Genomic DNA, 23,108 nt, shown 5'->3' with positions numbered 1-23,108 from the left:
ACAGGGATTGCCGGAGACTAGCGGTTTAGCCGGCACATTTGAAGGTGATTGCAGCAGGAAAGGAAAAAAAGACTACAACAAGAAGCAACAGAAACAACATTGATCAGGGGCAAGGGATGACTGCCTTGCAGGGAAGATTGAGGGTGCTGCTGGTGGCCTCATCGCTGGCAAGCCAGCTCCCACAGGTACAGCACAAGTCTCAAGGTTTGTGCTGTACCTGTGGGAGCTGGCTTGCCAGCGATGAGGCCCGAGAGACCACCACAAATCAAAACGCCCCGGCAAGGCCGGGGCGTTCTGGGGGATCACACGGAGTAACTGAAACTTAACGAATGCCCGACTGGCGCAGGGCCGCCGGCTGGAAGTCAGCCTTCGAGGCAGTGAAGCCGAAGTCGTAGGATTTTTTCTCCTCGTTCTTCATGCCCAGCGCCAGGTAACGACCCGATTGCAGGTCATAGATGGCTTCCAGGGTGTACCACGGCACTTGGACGTTGTAGTAGTCCTGGGCATGGGCCTCGGAAACACGCCACAGCTGGTCACGACCGTCGTACTGGTCGATCACCGCAGCCTGCCAGGTGTCCTCGTCGATGTAGAAGTCACGCTTGGCGTAGATATGGCGCTGACCCGGTTTCAGGGTGGCGACCACATGCCAGACACGGCGCAGCTCGTAGCGGGTCAGGTCCTGGTTGATATGCCCAGGCTTGATGATGTCCGCGTACTTGAGGGTCGGCGAGTCGAGCTTGTAGGCGTTGGAGGCGATGTACATCTCCTTCTTGCCTTCCAGTTTCCAGTCGTAGCGATCCGGCGCACCGTTGTACATGTCGAGGTTGTCGGAGGTACGCAGGCCGTCGGCGGCAGTACCCGGACCGTCGTAGGACACCTGCGGCGCCTGGCGCACCCGACGCTGGCCGGCGTTGTAGATCCACGCCTTGCGCGGTTCCTTGACCTGGTCGAGGGTCTCGTGGACCAGCAGCACGGTACCGGCCAGACGCGCCGGTGCGGTCACTTCCTGCTTGAAGTAGAACAGCACGTTGCCCGGGTTGGCGGCATCGTAGTCCTTCATGCGGTCACGGAAGACGAACTGGTCCTGGAAGTACACCAGGCTGTAGCTGCCGTTCTGCTGCGGCGTGGCCTGGGTCACCAGGCGGGTCACGCTGCCGCCGCGGTAGCGGGTGATGTGGTTCCAGATCACCTCGACACCGCTTTTCGGAATCGGGAACGGCACGGCGACCTGGAAGTTGTTCAGGCCGTTGCCGCCCTCGACCAGGGTGGTCGCGGTGGCGTTCTTCTTGATCGCGGCGAACACGTCGTCCGGGACGGTGGCGCCGCGGTGGGTCTTGTACACCGGCAGCTTGTAGCTGTCGGGGTAGCGCTTGAGCATGGCGATCTGGCCAGGGGACAGCTTGTCCTTGTACTGCTCGACGTTCTGCGCGGTGATGGTGAACAGCGGCTTGTCGCTGCCGTACGGGTCGGACAGGAAGCCCCGGGCATCGACGCTGCCGGCAGTCTTGGAGAGCGGCTCCCACGGGCCGATGGAGCCGTCGGCGTTACCGGCCTTTTCCGCGCCCATCGGGGTCAGGGTGGTGCCCAGTTTGGCGGCTTCGTCGGCGGAAACCGCGGCCATCACGCTGCTCGCCAGCAGGGACAGGCCCAGCACGCCGGCTTTGAGCAAGGTCTTGGTGTTGATCATGGTCATGTGCTTCTTCCTGAAAAATGCGCTTAGAAGTTCATGCCGAAGCTGAGGGCGACGAAGTCGCGGTCATCCACGGTGGTGTACTTGCCGTCGAAGAAGTTGGTGTACGACAGGTTGGCGGTGTAGGTGTTGAGGTAGTCGGCCTCGAGACCGAGACTGACGGCCTTGCGACCTTCCTCGAAGTTGCCGCCAGGGCCTGGCGAGTAACCATCCACGTCGTGGGACCAGGCCACGCTCGGCTTGAGGTTCACACCGGCGAACACGTCCGGGTAGTCCCAGATGGCACGGGCGCGGTAACCCCAGGAGTCGGAGGTGGTGAAACCGTCGTTTTCGCAGTAACGGGTCAGGTTGTTCTGTGGTCCGCCGGCCAGGGTGCTGCCGTTGAGCGAGGCGCAACGGCCATTCGGCAGCGGGCCTGGGCCGTAGACCGGGTCGCGGCCGTAGCGGGCTTCGGAGTTGCTTTCCAGGCCACCGACGTGGGTCCAGCCGACCTCGCCCACCACGGTCAGGCGGCTGGCGCCCATGACCTGATCGAAGAAGTGGGTGAAGGTGGTCTGCAACTGGGTGATTTCCTTGCGGCGGTAGCCCGGCTGATCGGTGCCCGGACGCCCTTGCAGGACGGACGCGGTCGGATCCAGCGGAGTCAGGCCGGAGTACAGGATATCGGTGGTGTTGAGCTGTACCGGTGCGTTCGGACGGTAGCTGATCTCGCCACTCCACGCAGTGCCGGTAGGCAGGGTGGTGGAGAAGCTCAGGCCGTACAGGCGAATGTCTTCAGGATATTCGACGTAGTAGCTGGAGTTGCCCGCCACCACCAGTGGCAACAGGCTTGGCGCCAAGGCGCTGGCCTGGGCCAGGCTCAGGCCGTTGGCCATCAACCGGCCAACCAGGTTGGCCGGACTGTATGAGCTGGCCGGACCGCCCTTGCCGCTGAAGATTGGCGCGCGGCTGTGGTAGTTCATGAAGTAACCACCGAACTCGGTGTTCAGCGGTTCGAACACATAGCGCATGGCGACACCGAACTGGCCGCTGTCACGGGCATCGCGGTCCGGGCCGCGCTTCACGATTACACCTTCGTCAGGCGAACCGTGGGTCACGCCCAGTTGGGTCAGGGCATTGCGCACAGCCGGGGAAGCGATGCTCGACTGCTTCGCCAGTACCGCCAGGTTGTTGTTGCAACCATCGGCGATCACGTCCGGCTGGGAGAAGAAGGTGCCGCAGTTGTCCACTACGGTCTGGTCCCATTCCAACTGGTAGAAGGCTTCGGCCGACAGGTTGTCGGTCAGGCTCTGGGACACGTAGAACATGTTGACCGGGATCAGGCCTTCCTTGATCTCGGCACCCGGACGGCGGAACGCGGACACGTCGATCGGGTTGATGGAGTTGATACCGCCACCGATGAAGGTACTTTCACCCCAGCTCACCACCTGCTTGCCCAGGCGCACGGAGCCCGGCTGATCGGCAATGGCGTAGTTGTGGTAGACGAATGCGTCGAGAATCTGCCCGCCGGATGACTTGGCGCCTTCCTTGCGGTTGGAGTCGCTGATGTCCTTGAATTCGCGGCCCTCGTCCTTCAGCTCGAAGTCGTACCAGTACTTGCCACGGACGAAGACGCCGGTGTCGCCGTACTTGAGTTCGAGGTCGTGGATACCCTTGAAGATCTTCGAGAAGGTCTCACCGCGCTTGAAGTTCAGGTGGCCATCGTCGGAGGTCTGCGACAGGCCGTGGCCGCCGTTGTTGACCCCGATCAGGTTCTTGTTCGCCTTCTCGGTGGACCAGCTCGCACCGACGGACAGCGACGAGTCGAAACTCCCCTCGATCTCCCCGATATTGAAACTGACCGCGAATGCAGGACTTGCAAGCGTAGAAGCGAGGCTGACGGCCAGGGGCAGTTTCGCCCGGCGCCAGAACAGATTTACTGATGTCATCGACGCTACTCCATGTACTTTATTTTTATGGCAGTGAGTCCTTCAAAGAAACGAGGCCGAGCGGTCGCCAGTTGGCAGGGCGTGTCGGTTGCGCTGGAGCGCCTTCCCCATTCCTCAAAATCCCCTGACCCGACTATAGCCAGCAGGTAGTAGTGCTTGATCCCTCTAAAGTGTGATTTGCACATCACCCTCGTCCGTGGTGCTGCCTGAGCGGACGACGCGAAGACTGGCCGGGCAAGAATGGCTGATTTTTTTCATTTCACAAGGCGGCGAAGCCTCTGGAATGCGGCTCGCACCGTGGAAGGTGCGAGCCGCTGCGGCCTACAGGGTGGAAAGGAAGGCGCTGTTGCTGGCCTGCCACTCGAGGATGTCGACGCGAATGCGCTTCTTGTCGAGCTTGCCGACGCTGGTCTTGGGAATTTCGGTAACAAGGGCGATCTGGCTGGGAATCGCCCACTTGTTGATATGGCCAAGTTCGACGAACGGCTTGAGGTGTTCCTTCAATTCCCGGGCATCGATGCTCGCGCCCTCGCGCACCACCAGCAGGGCGAACGGACGCTCGCCCCACTGCGGATCGGCGACGCCGACCACCGCCACCTCACGCACGGCACCGTGGCGGCTGATGAGGTCTTCCAGATCCAGCGACGAGATCCACTCGCCGCCGGTTTTGATCACGTCCTTGATACGGTCACGGATATCGATCACGCCCATGGCATCGAGGGTGGCGACGTCGCCGGTGTGCAGCCAGCCGCCGGCCCACAGTTCCTCGCTCTTCTCCGGCTCGCGGAAGTACCCCATGGTCAGCCATGGCGCGCGCAGCACCAGTTCGCCCTGGGACTCGCCATCGGCCGGGAGGAAGTTGCCGTTGCCATCGACGATCGCCGCCTCCACCAGAGGCACCGGCACTCCGGCCTTGATGCGGTAGGTGGTGCGCTCGTCTTCGCTGCCGGCCAGCAGTTCTTCGTTGAGGTGGGCGCAGGAGATCAGCGGGCAGGTCTCGGACATGCCATAGGCCGCCGTCAGCTGGATGCCGCGGGCCTTGGCTGCGTCGTACAGCGCGCGGTTCAGGGCGCTGCCGCCGATGATGATCTTCCAGCCGCCGAAGTCCTCGTCCTGCGCGGTCTTGCAGTTGAGCAGCATCTGCAGGATGGTCGGCACGCAGTGGGAGAAGCTGACTTTCTCGTCGCGCCAGAGCTTGACCAGCATGTCCGGCTCGTAGCGCCCGGGGTAGACCTGCTTGAGCCCGAGCATGGTGGCCACGTACGGGATGCCCCAGGCATGCACGTGGAACATCGGGGTGATCGGCATGTAGACATCGTCGGTGCCGAGCAGGCGCACGCTGTCGATGCTACCGGTAACAGTGGCCACGCCCATGGTGTGCAACACCAGCTGGCGGTGGGTGAAGTACACACCCTTGGGGTTGCCGGTGGTGCCGGTGGTGTAGAAGGTGGTGGCGACGGAGTTCTCGTCGAAATCCGGGAAGTCGTAGTGCGGGCTGGCCGCCGCCAGCAGTTGCTCGTACTCGCCGACCAGATTGGGCAGCTCGGCGGTTTTCTCCGGGCCGTCGGTGAGCAGCAGAGTCTTTTCCACCGTGGTCAGTTGCGGGGCAATGGCCTGGTAGAGCCCGACGAAATCGCTGTTGACCAGCACGACGCGGTCGTCGGCGTGGTTCATGGTGTAGAGGATCTGTTCCGGCGACAGGCGTACGTTGATGGTGTGCACCACCGCGCCGATCATCGGGATGGCGAACATGCATTCCAGGTAGCGATGGCTGTCCCAGTCCATCACCGCCACGGTATCCCCGGCCTTCACGCCGGCTTCGGTCAGGACGTTGGCCAGGCGCGCGATACGCTCGTTGAGGGTCGGGTAGCTGTAGCGCAGCTGGTCGCGATAGACGATCTCGCGGGTTTTCTCGTAGCGGCTGCCGGACATCAGCAGGCGCTTGATCAGCAGCGGGAACTGATACGCACCCTGGGCGGGAGCAATGACACGGGTCTGCAACATGGGAATCCCTTTTCTGGAGTTGCACGAGGCATTGGACAAGCGGTCCTTACTCTAGAACGGGGCCGCGGCGGCAAAATCAGCCAAAGGAATGATTTGGCCGCCTTTCGACCGAACGGTCATGCCGTCCGGCCCTCTGTTCAGCGCATTTCGCTGAAGGCGATCTTGATCCCCAAGGCGATCAGCACCGCGCCCATGGTGCGGTCGAACCAGTGGCCCATACGGGCGAACGCCGCCCGCACCCGGGCCTGGCTGAAGAGCATGGCGACCAGGCAGAACCACAGGCCGGTGGCCAGGGCCAGGTACACGCCATAGCCGGCCTGGACCAGCAGCGGGGTGTGCGGATCGATGACCACGGTGAACAGCGAAAGGAAGAACAGCGTAGCCTTGGGGTTGAGACCATTGGTCATGAAGCCGGCGATATACGCGGCGCGCGGGGTGCGCTCGACGGTGGAAACCTGGATCGACTCGCCGGCCGCAGCCGGCCGGGCGCGCAGAGCCTTGAAGCCGATGTACACCAGGTAGGCCGCAGCGGCCCATTTCAGCGCGTTGAACAGCATGATCGACTGCGACACGATCAGGCCGATGCCCAGCAGCGAGTAGCCGACGTGGAGGAAGATCGCGGTGCCCACGCCAAAGGCGGTCCAGGTGCCGGCGCGGCGGCCATGGGTAACACTTTCCCGCACCACCACGGCGAAGTCGGGGCCGGGGCTGGCCACGGCGAGCAGGTGGATGAGTGCGACGGTGAGGAATTCTGCCCAGTACACGAACGGGGGCTCCTGGTGAGGAAGTGGGTCGACACCTTAACACCTTGTTACAACTTGAGCTGGGAAGGTGACCTCACTGGCCTCATCGCTGGCAAGCCAGCTCCCACAGGGTCCGTGTGCACCGCGATCACTGTGGGCTTGCCAGCGATGAGGCCCTCAGCATCACCACAAAAACTTGACTCTCCCCCACAGGTCACATCCCAACCTGCCCGCTTTTCAGGCAGGAACCCACCATGACCCAACGCATCCTCATCCTCCTCGGTCACCCGTCCAGCGACAGCTTCTGCGCCGCCCTCGCCCGGCACTACCAGGACTCCGCCCGCCAGGCCGGCCACGAAGTCCGCACGCTCCATCTCGGCGATCTCGACTTCGACCCCATCCTGCGCCAAGGCTACCGCCAGCCCCAGCCCCTCGAAGCGGACCTGCTCGACGCCCAGCAAGCCATCACCCACGCCACCCGCCTGGTCCTGGTCTTCCCCATCTGGTGGGGCGGCATCCCGGCGCTGCTCAAGGGTTTCCTCGACCGCATCCTGCTCCCGGGCTTCGCCTTCCGCTACAAGCCCGGCTCGCCCTTCCCGGAAAAACTCCTGGCCGGGCGCCACGCCCACCTGCTGGTGACCATGGACACCCCGCCCTGGTACTACCGCTGGGTCTACGCCATGCCCGGCCTGCACCAGATGCGCCGCACCACCCTGGCCTTCTGTGGTATCCGCCCGGAAAAGACGCTAACGTTCGGCCCTCTTCTGTCGTCCACACCCCGGCAGCGCCAGGCCTGGCTTGAACAGGCCCGCACGCTGGCCCTGCGTTGAAAAAAGGATTTTCGATGTACATCGGCGAAGCCGCCCGCCTGTCCGCGACCACCATCAAGACCATTCGCCATTACGAAAGCATCGGCCTGCTGCCCCCGGCTTCGCGCCAGGGCAAGTACCGAGTCTATGACCAGCACACGGTCGAGTTGCTGGTGCTGATCAAATGCGCACAGAAGCTCGGCTTTACCCTCAGGGAGATGCAGGCTCTAATGGCCGGCGGCCAGACCAGCCGCGAGGGCATCCGCACAGCCATCGCGGCCAAAGGCGCGCAGGTGCAGCAGCGGATCGACGAACTGCAACGCCAGCTCGCCGACCTGCACGCCTTCGACGCCAACCTGCAGCAGGTCCCCGACAGCTGTTTCCATCTCTGAATTCCCCAGGAGCCTCGCCATGACCCACGCCGTCTTTCTCGACCATAGCTCGCTGGACCTGGGCGATCTCGACCTCAGCGACCTGCGCGACAGCTTCACCCACTTCGACGTGCACCCAGCCACCGCGCCGGAGCAAGTGGTGCAACGCCTGCAAGGCGCCAGCGTGGCGATCAGCAACAAGGTGCTGCTGGATGCAGCGGTGATCAAGGCCTGCCCGGACCTGAAGCTGATCCTGGTGGCCGCCACCGGCACCAACAATGTCGATCTGCAAGCAGCGCGCGAGCGCGGCATCGTGGTCTGCAACTGCCAGGGCTACGGCACTCCGTCGGTGGCCCAGCACACCCTGGCCCTGCTGCTGGCCCTGGCCACCCGCCTGCCCGACTACCAGCAGGCGGTCGCCGCCGGCAAATGGAGCCAGGCCAAGCAGTTCTGCCTGCTGGACTTCCCTATCGTCGAGCTGGAAGGCAAGACCCTCGGCCTGCTCGGCCACGGCGAACTGGGCGGTGCGGTCGCCCGCCTGGCCGAAGCCTTCGGCATGCGCGTGCTGATGGGCCAGTTGCCCGGTCGCCCGGCCCGCGATGATCGCCTGAGCCTCGACGAACTGCTGCCCCAGGTCGACGCCCTGACCCTGCACTGCCCGCTCAACGACAACACCCGCAACATGATCGGCGCCGCGCAACTCGCCCAGCTCAAGCCCGGCGCCTTCATCGTCAACACGGCCCGTGGCGGGCTGATCGACGAGCAGGCCCTGGCCGACGCCCTGCGGGCCGGTCACCTGGGCGGCGCCGCTACCGACGTGCTGAGCGTGGAACCGCCGGTCAACGGCAACCCGCTGCTGGCCGCCGATATCCCGCGCCTGATCGTCACCCCGCACAGCGCCTGGGGCGCGGTGGAAGCTCGGCAGCGCATCGTCGGCCAACTGACCGAGAACGCCCGCGCCTTCCTCGCCGGAGCGCCGTGCCGCGTGGTCAGCTGAGGCGCGCCGGCTTCTGCTAGAATTCGCCCCCTTTTTCTCAGGAGCCGCCGTCCATGGACCCGCGCAGTGAAGTGTTGCTTCGTCAGGCCGATCTGTTCACCGGCCCGCTGTTGCTCGCCGGGTTACCCGCCGACAGCCTGCTGGGCACTTTTCCACAGGCCCGGGGCTGGAGCTGGCATGCCGGCGACCAGGCGCTGCTCGACGCACGCTTCGCCGGCCGCAGCCATTACGGCGTAGAAGTGCCCGACGTTGCCTTCGATGCGGCCGTGCTGTTCCTGCCCAAGTCCCGCGACCTCGCCAACTACCTGCTCAACGCCCTCGCCTCGCGCCTGGGCGGGCGCACCCTGTACCTGGTCGGCGAGAAACGTGGCGGCATCGAGGGTGCGGCGAAGCAGCTGCATGCCTTCGGCAAGCCGCGCAAGCTGGACAGCGCCCGGCATTGCCAGCTGTGGCAGGTGACGGTGGATAACCCGCCGGCCGCGCAGTCGCTGGACAGCCTGGCCCTGCGTTTCGAGCTGCCGCTGAGCGATGGCCCGCTGCAGATCGTCAGCCTGCCGGGGGTCTTCAGCCACGGCCGCCTGGACCGCGGCACCGCCCTGCTGCTGGAACATCTCGACGGCCTGCCCGCTGGCCACGTGCTGGACTTCGGCTGCGGTGCCGGGGTGCTCGGCACGCTGATCAAGCGCCGCTATCCACAGAGCCGGGTCACCCTGCTCGACGTCGACGCCTTCGCCGTGGCCAGCAGCCGCCTGACCCTGGCTGCCAACGGTCTGGAAGGCGAGGTGATCAGTGGCGACGGGATCGACTCCGCACCTCGCCAACTCGACGTCATTCTGAGTAATCCGCCGTTCCATACCGGCGTCCACACCAACTACGCGGCGTCGGAAAACCTGCTGAAAAAATCCGCCGATCATCTGAAAAAAGGCGGGGAAATGCGCCTGGTTGCCAACAGCTTCCTGCGCTACCAGCCGCTGATCGAAGGCGCCCTGGGCAACTGCGAAACGCGTGCCCAGGCCGATGGATTCAAGATCTACCGGGCGCTGCGCGGCTGAAAAACAGCACTTGCGCAAACGAATCCGCGTAGGCAGAATCCGCTCCGTCCTAGGGGAGTAGTCTCCCGCGAGCGCCCTGCTCGCATGGTGCGACGTCAACATACTTGGTCCACAGACCATGGCGCGCACGACCCACGGTCCGCATCAGACGGATCCAGGGTTTGACAAGACCTATGACACGCACACCTTACCCGGGGCGGGGAGGTCGTACGTGTCATAGCCGTGTCGACCCGCCCCCGTAGGAATCCTGATGCTGGAATCGCTGCTCGTCCCCACCGGAATCGTTGCCCTCGCTGAAATCGGCGACAAGACGCAACTGCTTGCCCTCATTCTCGCCGCGCGCTTCCGCAAGCCGTGGCCGATCATTGCCGGTATCGTCGCCGCGACCCTTGCCAACCATGCCGCTGCCGGTGCCGTCGGGGCCTGGGTGGGCAGCTTCTTCAGCAATGTCACCCTGCACTGGATCCTTGCCGCGAGCTTCCTGGCGACTGCCGCGTGGACGCTGATCCCGGACAAGATGGACGATGACGAAGGCAGCACCGCCAAGCGCTACGGGCCGTTCCTGACCACCTTGATCGCGTTCTTCCTGGCGGAGATCGGCGACAAGACCCAGGTCGCCACGGTGATGCTGGCGGCACAGTATCCGCACCTGATCATGGTGATCATCGGCACCACCCTGGGCATGCTGATTGCCAACGTGCCGGTGGTCCTGGCGGGTAACTTCGCGGCGGAGAAACTGCCGCTGACCCTGATTCGTCGCCTGGCGGCGAGTGCCTTCGTGGTGCTGGCGGTGATTGCCGTGTATTCGGCGATGCAGGCCAGTGGCTGGGTGGGCTGACTCGGTCTAACAGACTACACAAAACCCTGTGGGAGCTGGCTTGCCAGCGATAGGGCCAGACCTGACAACCAGGTTGCCTGATATGGCCTCATCGCTGGCAAGCCAGCTCCCACAGGGTCCGAGTAGGCTGGGAGGTTTACTTCTTCGCCTGCTCGTAAAGTGGCATCACCTTCGGAATCGCCGCCTGCAACGAGGCGATCCGGCTGTCCGAAGCCGGGTGGGTGCTCATGAATTCAGGCGGAGACTCGCCTCCCGAAGCCTGGGCCATCTTGTTCCACAGGGTGATCGCGGCATTCGGGTTGTAGCCGGCGCGGGCCGCCAGCTCCAGGCCGATCAGGTCGGCTTCGTTCTCGTTGCTGCGGCTGTTGGGCAAGGTCAGGCTGTACTGCACGACGGTGTCGGCCAGTTGCAGGCTGTCTTCACCCAGCCCCAGCAAGGCGCCAGCGCCGGAGCGGGCCATCTGGATGCCATAGGCCTTGGACATCGCCTCGCGCCCGTGCTCGCGCAGGGCGTGGGCGATTTCATGGCCCATCACCGCGGCGATTTCATCGTCGGTCAGCTTCAGCTTGTCGATCAGCCCGGTATAGAAAATGATCTTGCCGCCAGGACCACAGTTGGCATTGAGCTCGTCGCTCTTGATCAGGTTGACTTCCCAGTTCCACTGCGCCGAATCCGGACGGAACTGCGGGGCCTGGGCGATCAGCCGGTCGGCGATGGCCTGGATGCGCTTGGCATTGGCGCTGGTCTTGTCCAGCACACCCTTGCCGGACGCCTCACCCAGGGTCTGCTGGTAGGACTGCGCATACATCTGGTTGACCTGGTCGGTCGACAGCATGCTGAACATATATTGCTTGCGCTCGACACCGACCGCCCCACCGCTGGTGGTGTTCACCGCCTGGCAACCAGCCAGCAGGATCGAAGCGCCCAAGGCACCGACAACAACCAATTTACGCATGTAAACACTCCCTTCTGACATGGGCCGTATCCTAGGACGGCGCAAGTGATCGCGCTACAGCCGCTGGGAAAGATTTCTCTCTGACCACCTCATGATTTACTGGTTTCGCGCCGATAACAGCGGGGCAAGGCGACTTTTCCCGGCGTTCGGAGCCCAACCCATGAAGTTCAAGTCGATCCAGTTTTCCGTTGCGGCCCTGGCGGGCGCTATCGTGTTGAGTATCGTCGCAGCACTGGTGCTGTATGCCGTGTTTTCAGGGGCGCGGACCCAGGACCTGGTAGAACGCCGGACCCAGGAACAGTTCGACGCGGTCATCGAGCAGCGCCTTACCGCCCTGGCCCAGACCCAGGCCAGCCAGATCCTGCGGCGCCTCGAAGCACCGCTGTTGATCGCCCGCGGCGTCGCCACCACCAATGCCCAGATCGGCATGAAGGACGAGGCCGGCAATCCGCGCCTGAACGTCGATCGCGCGCAACTGATCGGCCTGCTCAAGCAGACCCTTGTGGATAACCCGCTGGTGCTGGGCACCTATATCGCCTGGGAGCCGAATGGCGTCGACCGCAACGATGGTGGCTATGTCGGCACCTCGGTCGAAGGCATCGACCCGGCCAACGGCCGCTTCCAGCCCTGGTGGTACCGCAATACCGACGGCACCCTCGGCCTGGAAAAACTGGTCGACCTGAGCAACAACACCCTGCTCTCCACCGGCGTACGCGCCAGCGAGTACTACCTGTGCTCCCAGGAGACCAAACGCGCCTGCGCCATCGACCCGGCACCTTACAAGGTCGGCGACAAGATGGTCATGCTCGCTTCCTTCATCCAGCCGATCCTGATCGACGGCAAGTTCCAGGGCATCGTCGGCGCCGACCTGTCGGTGAACTTCATCCAGGACCTGCTCAAGGCCGCCGACGCCCAGCTGTATAACGGTGCGGGCGAGCTGGCGCTGATCGCCAACAACGGTCGCCTGGTCGCCTATACCAAGGACGAAAGCAAGTTCGGCGAAAAGGCCAGCGAGGTGCTGCCGGCTGCCGAAGCGGCCGGCCTGAGCAAACTCAGCGGCGATACTCTGCGCTATGACCTCGACCGTGAGGCCGGTCAGATCCGCCTGTTCCTGCCCTTCCAGATCGGCGAGACCGCCCAGCGCTGGACCCTGCTGATCGACCTGCCGCTGAGTGCGGTGATGGCCGACGCAGAGAAAATGCAGAACGAACTGAGCGAACAGCGCCGCACCGACATTACCGGCATGACCCTGGTCGGCCTGGCCATCGCCGCCCTCGGCCTGCTGGTGATCTGGCTGCTGGCCCACGGTATCGCCCGTCCGCTGCGGCAGATGGTGGCGATGCTCGACGATATCGCCCAGGGCGAAGGCGACCTGACCCGCCGCCTGCACAGCGACCGCGCCGACGAACTGGGCTCGATCGCCAAGGGTTTCAACACCTTCCTGACCAAGCTGCAGACCATGATCAGCCAGGTGGTGACCTCGGTGCAGAAGGTCAGCGACTCGTCGGAGCACACCGCCGATATCGCCATCCGCACCAACCAGGGCGTGCATAAACAGATGGCGGAAATCGACCTGGTGGCCACGGCGGTACATGAAATGACCGCCACCGCCCAGGACGTGGCGCGCAATGCCACCCACGCCGCGCAGGCCGCGAGTAATGCCGACCAGGCGGCCAACCAGGGCCTGTCGATCGTCCGTGACACTTCGCAGTCCATCACCGCCCTGGCCGACGAGATCGGCCGCGCCGTGGGCGTGGTGCAGACCCTGGCCCGGGACAGCGAGAACATCAACGCCATCCTGGTGGCGATCCGCGCCATTGCCGAACAGACCAACCTGCTCGCGCTTAACGCTGCCATCGAGGCGGCCCGGGCCGGTGAACAGGGCCGTGGCTTCGCCGTGGTCGCCGATGAGGTGCGCAACCTGGCGCAGAAGACCCAGCAGGCCACCGAAGAAATCCAGCAGATGATCCAGCAGTTGCAACAGGGCACCCGCGATGTGGTGCGGGTCATGGAGGACAGCCAGGGCAAGACCGATATCAGCGTGCAGCAGGCGGCCAAGGCGGCGGATGCGCTGGAAAGCATCACCCGTGCGGTGTCGGTGATCAACGACATGAACACCCAGATCGCCAGTGCCGCCGAAGAGCAGAGCGCGGTGGCGGAGGACATCAACCGCAACGTGATCAATATCGGCCAGGTGGCCAACGAGGTGGCGGGCGGTGCTGATGAGTCGAGCAGCGCCAGCGCCGAGCTGACCAAGCTGGCAGAGCAGCAGCGCCGGCTGATCAACCAGTTCCGCGTTTAACGCATTGGGGCCGCTTTGCGGCCCTTCGCGAGCAAGCTCGCTCCCACAGGAATTTGAGCCAGTTCTCTGTGGGAGCGAGCTTGCTCGCGAAGGGCTGCGAAGCAGCCCCAAAATGCTGAAACATCACGCCGGGGTCAGGCACTCCGGCGCATTGAGTTTCGGATCATTGACGAAGCTGGCCAGTACCCGCTCGCGCAAAGCGGCGGGAGGGCTGGCCAGAAGGGCATGGAGGTCGGCCAGCGGGGTCTCGGGATCCAGCCAGGCGGCCTGCCCCGCCGCATCGAGAATCAGCGGCCGGCGCTGGGTCATCGCCGCCTGGGTCACCACCGCCGTACTCAGCCAGACTTGCTCCTGCACCGGATACGCCTCCCAGATCGCCGCGAAGAACAACGACGAGCCTTCCCCCGGCGTCAGCCAGTACGGGCGCTTGCGCGCATTGCCGCGCCATTCGTAGAAGCCGTTGGCCGGCAGCAGGCAACGGCGCTTGGCGAAGGCTTCGCGGAACATCGGCTGGTCGGCGAGGGTTTCGGCACGGGCGTGGGCCGGGGTGCGGGTCAGGTCGGTCAGCCAGGGCGGGGTCAGGCCCCAGCGGGCGCGGGCCAGGGTCAACTGGTCGTCTTCCCGGCGCTGGATCAGCACCTGGGCGCCAGGGGAAATGTTCCACTGCGCCTTCTGGTCAGCGGGAAAGCCGGGCAGCGCGGCGAAGGCCGGCGACCAGCGAAAGAGAGCGTAGCGTCCACACATCAGGCAAAACCTAGCAAATCAGAACTCCGGGGAAACTCTCCGGCTCATCGCCAGGAAGCGGCAAGGCGGCATTGTACGCGGCGATCAGCTCCCGTGCGTACTCGGCCTGGTCATCCGGCACGGCCAGGCCGAGCAGGCCCTGCAACGGCAGCTCGCCGATACCGCCCATCAGGTCGCGGCCGACCAGATGGACATCGACGCCCTCGTTGCCGAGCATGCCCAGCAGGACTTCGGCTTCCAGCAGGTTTTCCGGGTCATAGATTCGCCGCATCACTCATTCTCGCTTTTCACATCGAGCATCCATTCGTCACCGTGCACCTGCAGAATGAAGGTAATCGGACGACAACAGACGGCGCAGTCCTCGATATAGGTCTGGTCGCCGCCGGAGAGGTCGATGGTGGTCTCCACTTCCTCACCGCAATAGGGACAATCGTAGAACGCAGTTTCGAGCATCGCGGCCTCCACGGTCACTTGTGCGTATAATTGCCGGTCCTGCGCCCCGAGCCCGGATTTGCGGCGCAACCCCACCCTTTACCCTAGTCGTTTCACAACAAGAGAGCATGATGGGCGAATTCGATGCCATCCGACCCTATGACGACGCTGAAGTCCCTGCCGTTCTGGCACGTTTGCTCAGCGATCCGGCATTCCTCGATATCCTGACCCGGTTCCGCTTCCCGCGGATGGCCGACAGCTTCGGCTGGCTGCTCAAGCCGCTGATCGCCCGGCGCCTGCGCAAGGAGTTCGCTGGGGTGAAGTGCGTCGCGACCCTGCAGGACAAGGTCGAGTTCTACGTCGACCACACCATCGAGCGGGCCACCGACGGCGTCACCTATACCGGCGTCGAGCAGTTCAAGTCGGGCAACGCCTATCTGTTCCTGGCCAACCACCGTGACATCGTCATGGACCCGGCCTTCGTCAACTACGCCGTGTACCACGCCGGCCTGCCGACCCCGCGCATCGCCATCGGCGACAACCTGCTGCAGAAGCCGTTCGTCAGCGACATGATGCGCCTGAACAAGAGCTTCATCGTGCACCGCTCCATCAGCGGCCGGCGCGAGAAGCTGGCGGCCTACCAGTTGCTGTCGGCCTATATCAATCACTCGATCCGCAACGACCGTGCCTCGATCTGGATCGCCCAGGCCGAGGGTCGGGCCAAGGACGGCGACGACCGTACCGATTCGGCGATCCTCAAGATGTTCCACATGAGCCGCAAGGACGAGCCGTTCGGCGAGGTGATCCAGTCGCTGAACCTGAGCCCGGTGTCGATCAGCTATGAATACGACCCGTGCGACCAGGCCAAGGCCCGCGAGCTGTATATCCGTGCGACCACCGGCACCTATGCCAAGGCGCCGGGCGAGGACGACCTGAGCATCGGGTTGGGCATCACCGGCTACAAGGGCCGGGTGCACATCAACTTCACCGCGCCGGTGACCGCCGCGTTCGAGGACACCAAGCAGCTCGCCGCGCATATCGACAAGCAGATCCTCGGTGGCTACCGGCTGTTCCCGGTGCATTACCTGGCGTATGCGCAATGGGCGGAGGCAGACCCGGAGCTTCAGGTTCCGAAGGCGAGCGAGGTGTTTGGCAGCGAAGAGCTGGCCAAGGCCCAGGCGGAATGGCAGCGGCGGCTGGAGGCTTGCCCTGAGGAGCACCGGCCGTACCTGGTGTTGCAATATGCGATGCCGGTGCGCAATCAGTATCGGGTCAAGGCCGGGCTGCCACTCTGACCCCAGACACACGCGCTCTTCTTGTAGGAGCGTGGCTTGCCCGCGAAGGACCGCGCAGCGGTCCCAAGATCTCATTGCCAGCACCATTTTGGGACCGCTGCGCGGTCCTTCGCGGGCAAGCCTCGCTCCTACAGGGTCAGCGGTGCCCCTACGGGCTCAGATCCAGGTACTGACCCACGACAACAGCATGGCCATCGCCAGAAACGCGAAACCCATGCTGTAGTGGAAGCGGTTGACCCGCTGGGTCAGCAGGTCGATCGCCGCTTCACCTGCCGGCAGGCTGTCCATGGCCCGTGCCGCGCGCCGGCGGGCGCCGTGCAGGAGCAGGCCCGCCGGGCAGGTGAGCACCAGGGCGAACAGGTTGATGAGTTTGGCCGGGTGGGCAACGAACAGCCCCCAGAGCATTTGCAGCGACATCGCCTTACCTCGAATTGACCACGATTGCATCGAAACGCGCGCATTCTACCCAAGCCTTCCGTTCGCGCTCGTGCTTTGCGACCAAATGACGGTCGCTTTCATACATTCGTCATCAACTCAAGCCACCCTGTCGCCCTCGCAACGCACCGGAGCTTGTCATGCTGCACGCCGAAAACCAGGATCGCCTCTATCTGATTGCCCAGAGCGAGGAGCAGGAAGCGCTGATCGACGGTTTGGCCTTCAACGTCCAGGACCGCCAGTGGCTGGTCTATTGCGCCCTGGGCGGCCATCACCATGATCATTGGCCGGAAGTGGACAGCCAGACCGGCATCAGCGTGCTCGATTTCTACGTCGAAGCAGCCTGACAACGCGGACCCTGTGGGAGCTGGCTTGCCAGCGATTGCTGTAGTGAATTCACCGACGCCATCGCTGGCAAGCCAGCTCCCACAGGGTCCGCGCAAGCCGCAATAAAAAAAGCCCGCGCCCTGAGATCAGGACGCGGGCTTTTTTATTGCGGAGGTAACGCTTACTCGCCCAACACCTGACCGATGGTCGGGTCCTTGAACAGGCGGGTCAGGGCATCGCTCAGCACGTCACTGACCAGCTTGGTATTGGTTTCCTGGTTCGGCGCCATGCCGAAGCGCTGGTCCAGGGAAGCGCCATAACGGCCGCTGTAGCGACGGTTGGCGTTGTTCACGTCAGCCTTGAAGGTGGCGCCGATGGTCGCCTCGGTGACGTACATGCCCTCTTTCGGCGACTGGTACTTCAGCTCGGCCAGGGTCACGGTCAGCTGTGGCGCGTTGTAGGCATTCGGCGTCGGGGTGAAGCCAAGCAGACGCACGGCCGCTTCGGCCTGGGCCTGCAGTTTTGGCAGCACGTCATTGCCGGTCACGGTAATGGCGCTGGTTTCCGGGTACAGACCGCCGCGGGTACCGAGGGTCTGGGTGCCACGTCCGTCCACCACCCGTACCACCACCGGCTGGCCATGGCCCACGGGCGCTAGCTGGGCAGTGAGTTTCGGCTGCGGGCTGAGTTGTTGCGGGCTATGGGCGCAACCCACCAGGGTCAGGCTGGTCACCGCGATCAAACCGAACAACAAACGTTGCAACATGCGCATCTCTCCTGGAATGGCGGCAAAGGTCGCCAGTATACCCAGCGCCCATGGCGCCAGTCATCGGATCCCTGTGCTGTAAGACCCTTCTTTCATGCTCGGATTCCCCTTGTCATACGGACTTCATCATCGCCGGCTTATCCTTGCGCCAGCCCCCACAAGGTACTTCGCCATGAACAGCTTCTGGTCCCTGCTTTTCAAGCGCCAGCCACAACGTCATTTCGCCCGCCTCGATGCCAAGGGCCTGTGCCAGGCATTCAAGTGCTGCGAACAGCCGCCCGTCGGGGCCGGCTGGGTCGAAGTCAACGAATCCGGCCTGCACTGGCTCAACCGTCCGCTGCCCGCCAGCGCCCGGTTGGTGCCGCGTCGTCGCGGCAATCTGCTGCAACGTGCCCTCGCCGCCTGACGGATGCGCAAGAAAAACCTGTAATAAAGGCCATTTCTGCCCGCGACATCGTTATAATCTGCCCCCGATTATAAGGACGTCTCCTGATCGGGCCCCGCAACACCGCCAATGCCCAGCATCGGCACCTACCACCATCGCCCACAGAGAGCCGTTCACACAGGTCTTGCGCAGCCGGTGTGCCCGCTTTTCTCGGCCCTCCACGCTCTGCACTGAACCTGACGAGCCTGCCCTGCACGGCTCCTTTTTGAGGTTCACGACTCCAAAAGAGCGTGAAAAAACGGGTTTTCACAACTTCACAAGAGTGTGGCGAGCATGAACAGTCTGGTATGTGCAAAAGCATCATCAGTGTCCCTGGCAGCTTCAAGCAGTGGGTATCGGTCCTCATCCGAGGTGCACGACTGAGACCGGTCCACAGCGCACGACGGGCGCCTCGACCATAAGTCGAATTGCCGCACCGGCCGCGAAATGCGTTCATATGCAACGTAGAGAGCCCGGTTGGCAGTGTCCGTGAACGTTGGAAAAACTGTGAAGTAGCGGATATGGCGATTCCGGCGAGCCGGGATCCTATGCTGTCAATTAGGTGCTGATGATTTTGGAGATGCGTTAATGGCGCAGAACGAAGCAGTCGATGTAGTACTGGTAGGCGCGGGCATCATGAGTGCCACCCTGGCCGTGCTGCTCAAGGAACTCGACCCGGCGATCAAGCTGGAAGTCGTCGAGTTGATGGATTCGGGTGCCGCGGAAAGTTCCAATCCGTGGAACAACGCGGGTACCGGCCATGCCGGGCTGTGTGAACTGAACTACACGCCTCAGGCTGCCGACGGCAGCATCGACATCAAGAAAGCGGTGCACATCAACACCCAGTTCGAGGTTTCCCGGCAGTTCTGGGCCTACCTGAGCAAGAAAGGCGCGTTCAGCTCGCCGCGGGCGTTCATCAACCCCGTGCCGCACCTGAGCTACGTCGAGGGTGACAAGGGCATCGCCTTCCTCAAGAAGCGCTACGAGCTGCTCAAGCAGCACCATGCCTTCGCCGACATGGAATACACCGAAGACCAGGCCGTGATGAAGGACTGGATGCCGCTGATGATGCCGGGCCGCCCGGCGGATCAGAAAATCGCCGCGACCCGCGTGATGAAAGGCACCGACGTCAACTTCGGGGCCCTGACCAACAAGCTGCTCAAGCACCTGGGCAACGCTGCGGACGCACAGGTCAAGTACTCCAAGAAGGTCACCGGCCTGCGCCGTAACGGCAGCGGCTGGACCGTGTCCGTCAAGGACGTCAACAGCGGCAGCAGCCGTGACGTCGACGCCCGCTTCGTGTTCCTCGGCGCCGGCGGCGCGGCCCTGCCGCTGCTGCAGCAGTCGGGCATCCCGGAAGGCAAGGGCTTCGGTGGCTTCCCGGTCAGCGGCCAGTGGCTGCGTTGCGACAACCCGGACATCGTCAAGCAGCACCAGGCCAAGGTCTACAGCCAGGCGGCGGTCGGTGCACCGCCGATGTCGGTTCCGCACCTGGACACCCGCGTGGTCGACGGCAAGAAGTCCCTGCTGTTCGGGCCATACGCCGGCTTCACTACCAAGTTCCTCAAGCACGGGTCGTTCCTCGACCTGCCGCTGTCGGTACGCATGGGCAACATCGGCCCGATGCTCGCGGTAGCCCGCGACAACATGGACCTGACCAAGTACCTGGTCAGCGAAGTGATGCAGTCGATGGAGCAGCGCCTGGATTCCCTGCGCCGCTTCTACCCCGAGGCGAAAGCCGAGGACTGGCGCCTGGAAGTGGCCGGTCAGCGTGTGCAGATCATCAAGAAGGACCCGAAGAAAGGCGGCATCCTGCAGTTCGGGACCGAACTGGTGGCTGCGCAGGACGGCTCGCTCGCGGCACTGCTGGGCGCTTCGCCGGGTGCTTCGGTGACCGTGTCGATCATGCTGGAGCTGATCGAGCGCTGCTTCGCCGACAAGACCAAGGGCGAATGGGCCGAGAAGCTCAAGGAAATCTTCCCGGCGCGGGAAAAGGTCCTGGCGGACGACGCCGATCTGTACCACAAGATCGCCGCGTACAACGACGAGGCCCTGGGCCTGGTCGAAAGCAGTCCGGCGCCTAGCTACGCCTGATCTGCACCCATGAAAAAACGCCCTTCTGGGCGTTTTTTTATGCCTGGGATTCGTGGAGACTTCATCGCTGCGGTGCGGCGGTCCGACAAGCCAGCTCCCACAGGTACTGCACAAGTCTCAAGGTCTGTGCTGACCCTGTGGGAGCTGGCTTGCCAGCGATGAGGCCCGAACGATCAGCCCCGAGCCTTGTCGATGATCTCGACATACTCCGGCGCATTGCGCTGGTCGGCGATCACCTCGACGAAGGTCTTGCCCTGCTCGTCCTTGCCGTCCAGGTCATAGCCTGCTTCGACGAAGAAACCGACAAAACGCTCGAAGTCGTCGATGCGCAGGCCACGGTAGCCCTTGATCAGCTTGTGGTGCGAGGGCGAGGTCAGGCCATCGGCCGGCTCGAACTGAAGGAACGACTTTACGTAGTCGTCGCTGATCTCGTCGCCAATCACCTGCTTCTTGTCTTTACGCATTACCGACTCCAACTGAACCATCAAGGACATTTTCCGATGGGCCGGGAGTGTACCCCGCCACTCAGCGCGTGCGAAGGGTTCCGGTATGCAGATCGGCCCAGATATGCCCGTTGGCGTAGCTGAGGAATTGCACATAGACGGTGTCGTTGCGCAGCAGGTCGAGGATCACCTGGTATTGGGCCGGCGCGAAATTCAGGGTCAGGGTACGGGTCGCACTGTCAAAGGCCGGCTTGCGCAGGCTCTTGCCCTCGCCATCGAAACTGATCAGCACCTGGCTGATGCTCGCGCCCTGGCTCAAGGGCTTGCCCTTGAGGCGCATGGTCAGGGTCGAGGTGATCGGCAGCGGCTGCTGGTTGGACTGGCGCTGGTTGCCCACCACCACCGAATAGTTGGTGACCTGCAGCAGTTGCTGGCTTTCCGGGGCGTCCTGGCGCACGGCCAGTTCATCCGGCGGCAGGAACTGGCTGTGCATCGGTGCGGCAGCCACGGGGAGACTGATAAACAGGAGAAGCGGGAGAATCGCACGCATGACAGGCTCCTTTGAGGCGGCCTGGCACTCTAGCATGGCAAAAGGGCCCCGACGGGGCCCTTGCGAATCAATCGAACTGCGAACGCATCCAGGCCTGGTAGGTCGCCACTTCCGGCTCGCCTTCGCGCGGCGCCCAGGACGCCATATCGCCATCGGCCACCGGCCGGTAGGGCCCGGCCTTGCACTCGAACATCGCGCTGTCAGGTTCCAGCACCACCAGACCATGGAAGGTACCAGGCGGCAGGTCGACGCCGAGGCAGTCGCCACCCAGTTCCAGCACACGCTTGTCGGTGACCGCGCCGGTCTCGTCGAAAATCAGCAGACCCAGCTTGCCCTTGAGCACGATCAGGGTTTCCGCCTTGTCCAGCGCCTGGTGACGATGCGGCGGGATGTAGGTCTCCGGCTGCAGACCGACCGCCATGCGATGGCACGGGTCGTCCATCTCGTGGAAATTGTGGTGCTGGCGGCCGCGCGGGCTCTGGGCGGCCTTCTGCGCGACGCTGGCAAACAGCGCTTGATCGAGGAACTGGGTCTTGCTCACGGTTTCAGAGTCCTTTGACGGCATAGATGCCATTGGCGTTGCGCCAATAGCCCTTGTAATCCATACCATATCCGAACACGTAGCGGTCAACGCAGCTCAGCCCGGTGAAATCGGCCTTGAGGTCCGGGCTGGCCTTGCGCTCGTGGTCCTTGTCGATCAGCACGGCGGTATAGACGTTGCGCGCACCGGCGTGGCGGCAGAAGTCGAGGATGGCGCTGAGGGTGTGACCTTCATCGAGGATGTCGTCGATGATCAGCACGTCGCGGTCGATGAACGAGACTTCCGGCTTGGCCTTCCAGAACAGGTCGCCGCCGCTGGTCTGGTTGCGGTAGCGGGTGGCGTGCAGGTACGAGGCTTCCAGCGGGAACTGCAACTGGGTCAGCAGCTTGCCGGCGAAGATCAGGCCGCCGTTCATCACGCAGAACACCACCGGGTTGCTCTCGGCGAGCTTTTCGCTGATTTCCACGCCGACGCGGACAATCGCCGCCTCGACTTCGGCTTCGCTGTGCAGGCAGTCGGCTTCTCGCATGACTTGGCGGATGTGCTCGAGATCAGCGGACATGATGCTCTCCAGGTGGTCAGGTTTTGGAAAAGCGGGCAAAGGTACGCATCCACACGCACCAGATCAAGCATTTATGGACTAACGTCCTGTATGCCTATAGGACCGCGCGAACGAATAGATTAATCTAGCGCGGTTTTTTTGCCCGCATTCCGGAGCCCTCCCCCTATGCCCATCCGTGAGATCCGCCATCCGCTGATCCGTCACAAGCTCGGCCTGATGCGCCGCGCCGATATCAGCACCAAGAATTTTCGCGAACTCGCCCAGGAAGTCGGCGCGCTCCTGACCTATGAGGCCACCCAGGACCTCCCGCTGGAAAACTACGAAATCGACGGCTGGTGCGGGAAAGTCCAGGTCGAGAAGATCGCCGGCAAGAAGATCACCGTGGTGCCGATCCTGCGCGCCGGTATCGGCATGCTCGACGGCGTCCTCAGCCTGATCCCGGGCGCCAAGGTCAGCGCCGTGGGCGTGGCGCGCAACGAGGAAACCCTCGAAGCGCACACCTACCTGGAAAAGCTCGCCCCGGAAATCGACCAGCGCCTGGCCCTGATCATCGACCCGATGCTGGCCACCGGCGGCTCCATGGTCGCCACCATCGACCTGCTCAAGCGTGCCGGCTGCAAGGACATCCGCGCGATGGTCCTGGTCGCCGCGCCGGAAGGCATCGCCGTGGTGGAAAAAGCCCACCCCGACGTACAGCTCTTCACCGCGTCGATCGACCAGCGCCTGAACGAAGACGGCTACATCATCCCTGGCCTGGGCGATGCCGGCGACAAGATCTTCGGCACCAAGCAGAAGGACGCCTGAGC

At 63.5% G+C, this 23,108-nt stretch carries 25 protein-coding genes and 1 pseudogene; 12 read left to right on the top strand and 14 right to left on the bottom strand.

Annotated elements, in window-relative coordinates:
- Positions 1-322: 322 nt before the first annotated feature.
- The 4 genes from AC2CQI_RS24630 to AC2CQI_RS24615 all read right to left on the bottom strand — a co-directional run bounded on the left by AC2CQI_RS24630 (position 323) and on the right by AC2CQI_RS24615 (position 6,386).
- Positions 323-1,687 carry a DUF1329 domain-containing protein gene (locus AC2CQI_RS24630; protein WP_075801295.1) on the bottom strand — a complete coding sequence of 455 codons (1,365 nt, stop codon included), beginning with the start codon at positions 1,685-1,687 and terminating at the stop codon, positions 323-325.
- A 29-nt stretch (positions 1,688-1,716) separates the two neighbouring features.
- Positions 1,717-3,618, bottom strand: a complete 1,902-nt coding sequence (locus tag AC2CQI_RS24625) for a DUF1302 domain-containing protein (RefSeq protein ID WP_484578159.1) — start codon at positions 3,616-3,618, stop codon at positions 1,717-1,719.
- A gap of 321 nt (positions 3,619-3,939) precedes the next feature.
- A complete protein-coding gene (locus tag AC2CQI_RS24620) occupies positions 3,940-5,622 on the bottom strand; it encodes a fatty acid--CoA ligase (RefSeq protein WP_075801246.1) in 1,683 nt (560 codons plus the stop codon).
- Positions 5,623-5,759: 137 nt separating this feature from the next.
- Entirely contained in the window at positions 5,760-6,386 is a 627-nt protein-coding gene (locus AC2CQI_RS24615; protein WP_484578158.1) for a LysE family translocator, read from the bottom strand.
- Between the two features lie 233 nt (positions 6,387-6,619).
- Between AC2CQI_RS24615 and AC2CQI_RS24610 the strand changes: the two genes are divergently transcribed.
- From AC2CQI_RS24610 to AC2CQI_RS24590, 5 genes are all read left to right on the top strand, one after another.
- A complete protein-coding gene (locus AC2CQI_RS24610) occupies positions 6,620-7,195 on the top strand; it encodes an NAD(P)H-dependent oxidoreductase (protein ID WP_484578157.1) in 576 nt (191 codons plus the stop codon).
- Positions 7,196-7,209: 14 nt separating this feature from the next.
- A complete protein-coding gene (locus AC2CQI_RS24605; protein WP_484578156.1) occupies positions 7,210-7,566 on the top strand; it encodes a MerR family transcriptional regulator in 357 nt (118 codons plus the stop codon).
- A gap of 19 nt (positions 7,567-7,585) precedes the next feature.
- Complete coding sequence (locus AC2CQI_RS24600) at positions 7,586-8,542, top strand: 2-hydroxyacid dehydrogenase (protein WP_484578155.1); 957 nt, start codon at positions 7,586-7,588, stop codon at positions 8,540-8,542.
- A gap of 53 nt (positions 8,543-8,595) precedes the next feature.
- A complete protein-coding gene (locus tag AC2CQI_RS24595; RefSeq protein ID WP_484578154.1) occupies positions 8,596-9,594 on the top strand; it encodes a methyltransferase in 999 nt (332 codons plus the stop codon).
- 253 nt (positions 9,595-9,847) lie between these two features.
- A complete protein-coding gene (locus tag AC2CQI_RS24590; RefSeq protein ID WP_178391948.1) occupies positions 9,848-10,432 on the top strand; it encodes a TMEM165/GDT1 family protein in 585 nt (194 codons plus the stop codon).
- Positions 10,433-10,568: 136 nt separating this feature from the next.
- On the opposite strand, the gene AC2CQI_RS24585 is transcribed toward AC2CQI_RS24590, so the two are convergent.
- Positions 10,569-11,387, bottom strand: a complete 819-nt coding sequence (locus AC2CQI_RS24585) for a M48 family metallopeptidase (RefSeq protein ID WP_484578153.1) — start codon at positions 11,385-11,387, stop codon at positions 10,569-10,571.
- A 91-nt stretch (positions 11,388-11,478) separates the two neighbouring features.
- Here AC2CQI_RS24585 and AC2CQI_RS24580 point away from each other — a divergent pair.
- Positions 11,479-12,783 (top strand): annotated as a pseudogene (locus AC2CQI_RS24580) (cache domain-containing protein); the annotation flags it as partial.
- A gap of 63 nt (positions 12,784-12,846) precedes the next feature.
- Positions 12,847-13,689: a methyl-accepting chemotaxis protein gene (locus tag AC2CQI_RS24575; protein WP_420057708.1), complete on the top strand. Its 843-nt coding sequence runs from the start codon at positions 12,847-12,849 to the stop codon at positions 13,687-13,689.
- A 123-nt stretch (positions 13,690-13,812) separates the two neighbouring features.
- On the opposite strand, the gene AC2CQI_RS24570 is transcribed toward AC2CQI_RS24575, so the two are convergent.
- The 3 genes from AC2CQI_RS24570 to AC2CQI_RS24560 are packed head-to-tail and all read right to left on the bottom strand — an operon-like array spanning position 13,813 to position 14,886.
- The gene (locus AC2CQI_RS24570; protein ID WP_484578152.1) at positions 13,813-14,433 is read right to left on the bottom strand and encodes an SOS response-associated peptidase; all 621 of its coding nucleotides are present in this window, start codon (positions 14,431-14,433) and stop codon (positions 13,813-13,815) included.
- Between the two features lie 10 nt (positions 14,434-14,443).
- Positions 14,444-14,704: a putative signal transducing protein gene (locus AC2CQI_RS24565; protein ID WP_075801255.1), complete on the bottom strand. Its 261-nt coding sequence runs from the start codon at positions 14,702-14,704 to the stop codon at positions 14,444-14,446.
- A complete protein-coding gene (locus tag AC2CQI_RS24560) occupies positions 14,704-14,886 on the bottom strand; it encodes a CPXCG motif-containing cysteine-rich protein (protein WP_075801256.1) in 183 nt (60 codons plus the stop codon). The genes AC2CQI_RS24565 and AC2CQI_RS24560 overlap by 1 nt, the downstream gene beginning before the upstream one ends.
- Before the next feature lie 107 nt (positions 14,887-14,993).
- Here AC2CQI_RS24560 and AC2CQI_RS24555 point away from each other — a divergent pair, with 107 nt between their 5' ends.
- The gene (locus AC2CQI_RS24555) at positions 14,994-16,160 is read left to right on the top strand and encodes a 1-acyl-sn-glycerol-3-phosphate acyltransferase (protein ID WP_484578151.1); all 1,167 of its coding nucleotides are present in this window, start codon (positions 14,994-14,996) and stop codon (positions 16,158-16,160) included.
- Positions 16,161-16,316: 156 nt separating this feature from the next.
- Here AC2CQI_RS24555 and AC2CQI_RS24550 read toward each other — a convergent pair whose 3' ends face one another.
- Positions 16,317-16,577, bottom strand: coding sequence for a hypothetical protein (locus AC2CQI_RS24550; protein WP_484578150.1), 261 nt, complete (start codon positions 16,575-16,577; stop codon positions 16,317-16,319).
- A 158-nt stretch (positions 16,578-16,735) separates the two neighbouring features.
- Between AC2CQI_RS24550 and AC2CQI_RS24545 the strand changes: the two genes are divergently transcribed.
- Positions 16,736-16,942: a hypothetical protein gene (locus AC2CQI_RS24545; protein ID WP_075801259.1), complete on the top strand. Its 207-nt coding sequence runs from the start codon at positions 16,736-16,738 to the stop codon at positions 16,940-16,942.
- A 161-nt stretch (positions 16,943-17,103) separates the two neighbouring features.
- Here the strand turns inward: AC2CQI_RS24545 and AC2CQI_RS24540 are convergent, their stop codons facing one another.
- The gene (locus AC2CQI_RS24540) at positions 17,104-17,688 is read right to left on the bottom strand and encodes a YajG family lipoprotein (RefSeq protein ID WP_009405912.1); all 585 of its coding nucleotides are present in this window, start codon (positions 17,686-17,688) and stop codon (positions 17,104-17,106) included.
- A gap of 172 nt (positions 17,689-17,860) precedes the next feature.
- Here AC2CQI_RS24540 and AC2CQI_RS24535 point away from each other — a divergent pair, with 172 nt between their 5' ends.
- On the top strand, positions 17,861-18,094 hold the full coding sequence (locus AC2CQI_RS24535) for a hypothetical protein (protein ID WP_075801260.1): 234 nt from the start codon (positions 17,861-17,863) through the stop codon (positions 18,092-18,094).
- A 606-nt stretch (positions 18,095-18,700) separates the two neighbouring features.
- Complete coding sequence (gene mqo, locus AC2CQI_RS24530) at positions 18,701-20,206, top strand: malate dehydrogenase (quinone) (RefSeq protein ID WP_484578149.1); 1,506 nt, start codon at positions 18,701-18,703, stop codon at positions 20,204-20,206.
- Between the two features lie 173 nt (positions 20,207-20,379).
- Here the strand turns inward: mqo and AC2CQI_RS24525 are convergent, their stop codons facing one another.
- The 4 genes from AC2CQI_RS24525 to AC2CQI_RS24510 all read right to left on the bottom strand — a co-directional run bounded on the left by AC2CQI_RS24525 (position 20,380) and on the right by AC2CQI_RS24510 (position 22,302).
- Positions 20,380-20,670, bottom strand: a complete 291-nt coding sequence (locus AC2CQI_RS24525; protein WP_075801262.1) for a PA4642 family protein — start codon at positions 20,668-20,670, stop codon at positions 20,380-20,382.
- A 61-nt stretch (positions 20,671-20,731) separates the two neighbouring features.
- On the bottom strand, positions 20,732-21,199 hold the full coding sequence (locus tag AC2CQI_RS24520; RefSeq protein ID WP_484578148.1) for a hypothetical protein: 468 nt from the start codon (positions 21,197-21,199) through the stop codon (positions 20,732-20,734).
- Positions 21,200-21,266: 67 nt separating this feature from the next.
- Complete coding sequence (locus AC2CQI_RS24515) at positions 21,267-21,764, bottom strand: WbuC family cupin fold metalloprotein (protein WP_484578147.1); 498 nt, start codon at positions 21,762-21,764, stop codon at positions 21,267-21,269.
- Complete coding sequence (locus tag AC2CQI_RS24510) at positions 21,745-22,302, bottom strand: hypoxanthine-guanine phosphoribosyltransferase (RefSeq protein ID WP_075801265.1); 558 nt, start codon at positions 22,300-22,302, stop codon at positions 21,745-21,747. Before AC2CQI_RS24510 ends, AC2CQI_RS24515 begins: the two co-directional genes overlap by 20 nt.
- A gap of 165 nt (positions 22,303-22,467) precedes the next feature.
- On the opposite strand from AC2CQI_RS24510, the gene upp reads away from it, so the two are divergent.
- Positions 22,468-23,106 (top strand): uracil phosphoribosyltransferase, encoded by a 639-nt coding sequence (upp, locus tag AC2CQI_RS24505; RefSeq protein ID WP_075801266.1) that lies wholly within the window; start codon positions 22,468-22,470, stop codon positions 23,104-23,106.
- The last annotated feature ends 2 nt before the right edge of the window (positions 23,107-23,108 follow it).

The organism is Pseudomonas sp. P2S-1 (genome assembly GCF_057197725.1).
The sequence above is the reverse complement of the archived record's forward strand: the minus strand, read 5'-3'. Positions and strand labels throughout refer to the sequence as shown.

Coding starts and splice junctions, on each gene's coding strand:
- AC2CQI_RS24630 (WP_075801295.1), bottom strand. CDS start 1,687: ATGATCAACACCAAGACCTTGCTCAAAGCCGGCGTGCTGGGCCTGTCC.
- AC2CQI_RS24625 (WP_484578159.1), bottom strand. CDS start 3,618: ATGACATCAGTAAATCTGTTCTGGCGCCGGGCGAAACTGCCCCTGGCC.
- AC2CQI_RS24620 (WP_075801246.1), bottom strand. CDS start 5,622: ATGTTGCAGACCCGTGTCATTGCTCCCGCCCAGGGTGCGTATCAGTTC.
- AC2CQI_RS24610 (WP_484578157.1), top strand. CDS start 6,620: ATGACCCAACGCATCCTCATCCTCCTCGGTCACCCGTCCAGCGACAGC.
- AC2CQI_RS24605 (WP_484578156.1), top strand. CDS start 7,210: ATGTACATCGGCGAAGCCGCCCGCCTGTCCGCGACCACCATCAAGACC.
- AC2CQI_RS24600 (WP_484578155.1), top strand. CDS start 7,586: ATGACCCACGCCGTCTTTCTCGACCATAGCTCGCTGGACCTGGGCGAT.
- AC2CQI_RS24595 (WP_484578154.1), top strand. CDS start 8,596: ATGGACCCGCGCAGTGAAGTGTTGCTTCGTCAGGCCGATCTGTTCACC.
- AC2CQI_RS24585 (WP_484578153.1), bottom strand. CDS start 11,387: ATGCGTAAATTGGTTGTTGTCGGTGCCTTGGGCGCTTCGATCCTGCTG.
- AC2CQI_RS24575 (WP_420057708.1), top strand. CDS start 12,847: ATGATCAGCCAGGTGGTGACCTCGGTGCAGAAGGTCAGCGACTCGTCG.
- AC2CQI_RS24570 (WP_484578152.1), bottom strand. CDS start 14,433: ATGTGTGGACGCTACGCTCTCTTTCGCTGGTCGCCGGCCTTCGCCGCG.
- AC2CQI_RS24565 (WP_075801255.1), bottom strand. CDS start 14,704: ATGCGGCGAATCTATGACCCGGAAAACCTGCTGGAAGCCGAAGTCCTG.
- AC2CQI_RS24560 (WP_075801256.1), bottom strand. CDS start 14,886: ATGCTCGAAACTGCGTTCTACGATTGTCCCTATTGCGGTGAGGAAGTG.
- AC2CQI_RS24555 (WP_484578151.1), top strand. CDS start 14,994: ATGATGGGCGAATTCGATGCCATCCGACCCTATGACGACGCTGAAGTC.
- AC2CQI_RS24550 (WP_484578150.1), bottom strand. CDS start 16,577: ATGTCGCTGCAAATGCTCTGGGGGCTGTTCGTTGCCCACCCGGCCAAA.
- AC2CQI_RS24545 (WP_075801259.1), top strand. CDS start 16,736: ATGCTGCACGCCGAAAACCAGGATCGCCTCTATCTGATTGCCCAGAGC.
- AC2CQI_RS24540 (WP_009405912.1), bottom strand. CDS start 17,688: ATGTTGCAACGTTTGTTGTTCGGTTTGATCGCGGTGACCAGCCTGACC.
- AC2CQI_RS24535 (WP_075801260.1), top strand. CDS start 17,861: ATGAACAGCTTCTGGTCCCTGCTTTTCAAGCGCCAGCCACAACGTCAT.
- mqo (WP_484578149.1), top strand. CDS start 18,701: ATGGCGCAGAACGAAGCAGTCGATGTAGTACTGGTAGGCGCGGGCATC.
- AC2CQI_RS24525 (WP_075801262.1), bottom strand. CDS start 20,670: ATGCGTAAAGACAAGAAGCAGGTGATTGGCGACGAGATCAGCGACGAC.
- AC2CQI_RS24520 (WP_484578148.1), bottom strand. CDS start 21,199: ATGCGTGCGATTCTCCCGCTTCTCCTGTTTATCAGTCTCCCCGTGGCT.
- AC2CQI_RS24515 (WP_484578147.1), bottom strand. CDS start 21,764: ATGCCGTCAAAGGACTCTGAAACCGTGAGCAAGACCCAGTTCCTCGAT.
- AC2CQI_RS24510 (WP_075801265.1), bottom strand. CDS start 22,302: ATGTCCGCTGATCTCGAGCACATCCGCCAAGTCATGCGAGAAGCCGAC.
- upp (WP_075801266.1), top strand. CDS start 22,468: ATGCCCATCCGTGAGATCCGCCATCCGCTGATCCGTCACAAGCTCGGC.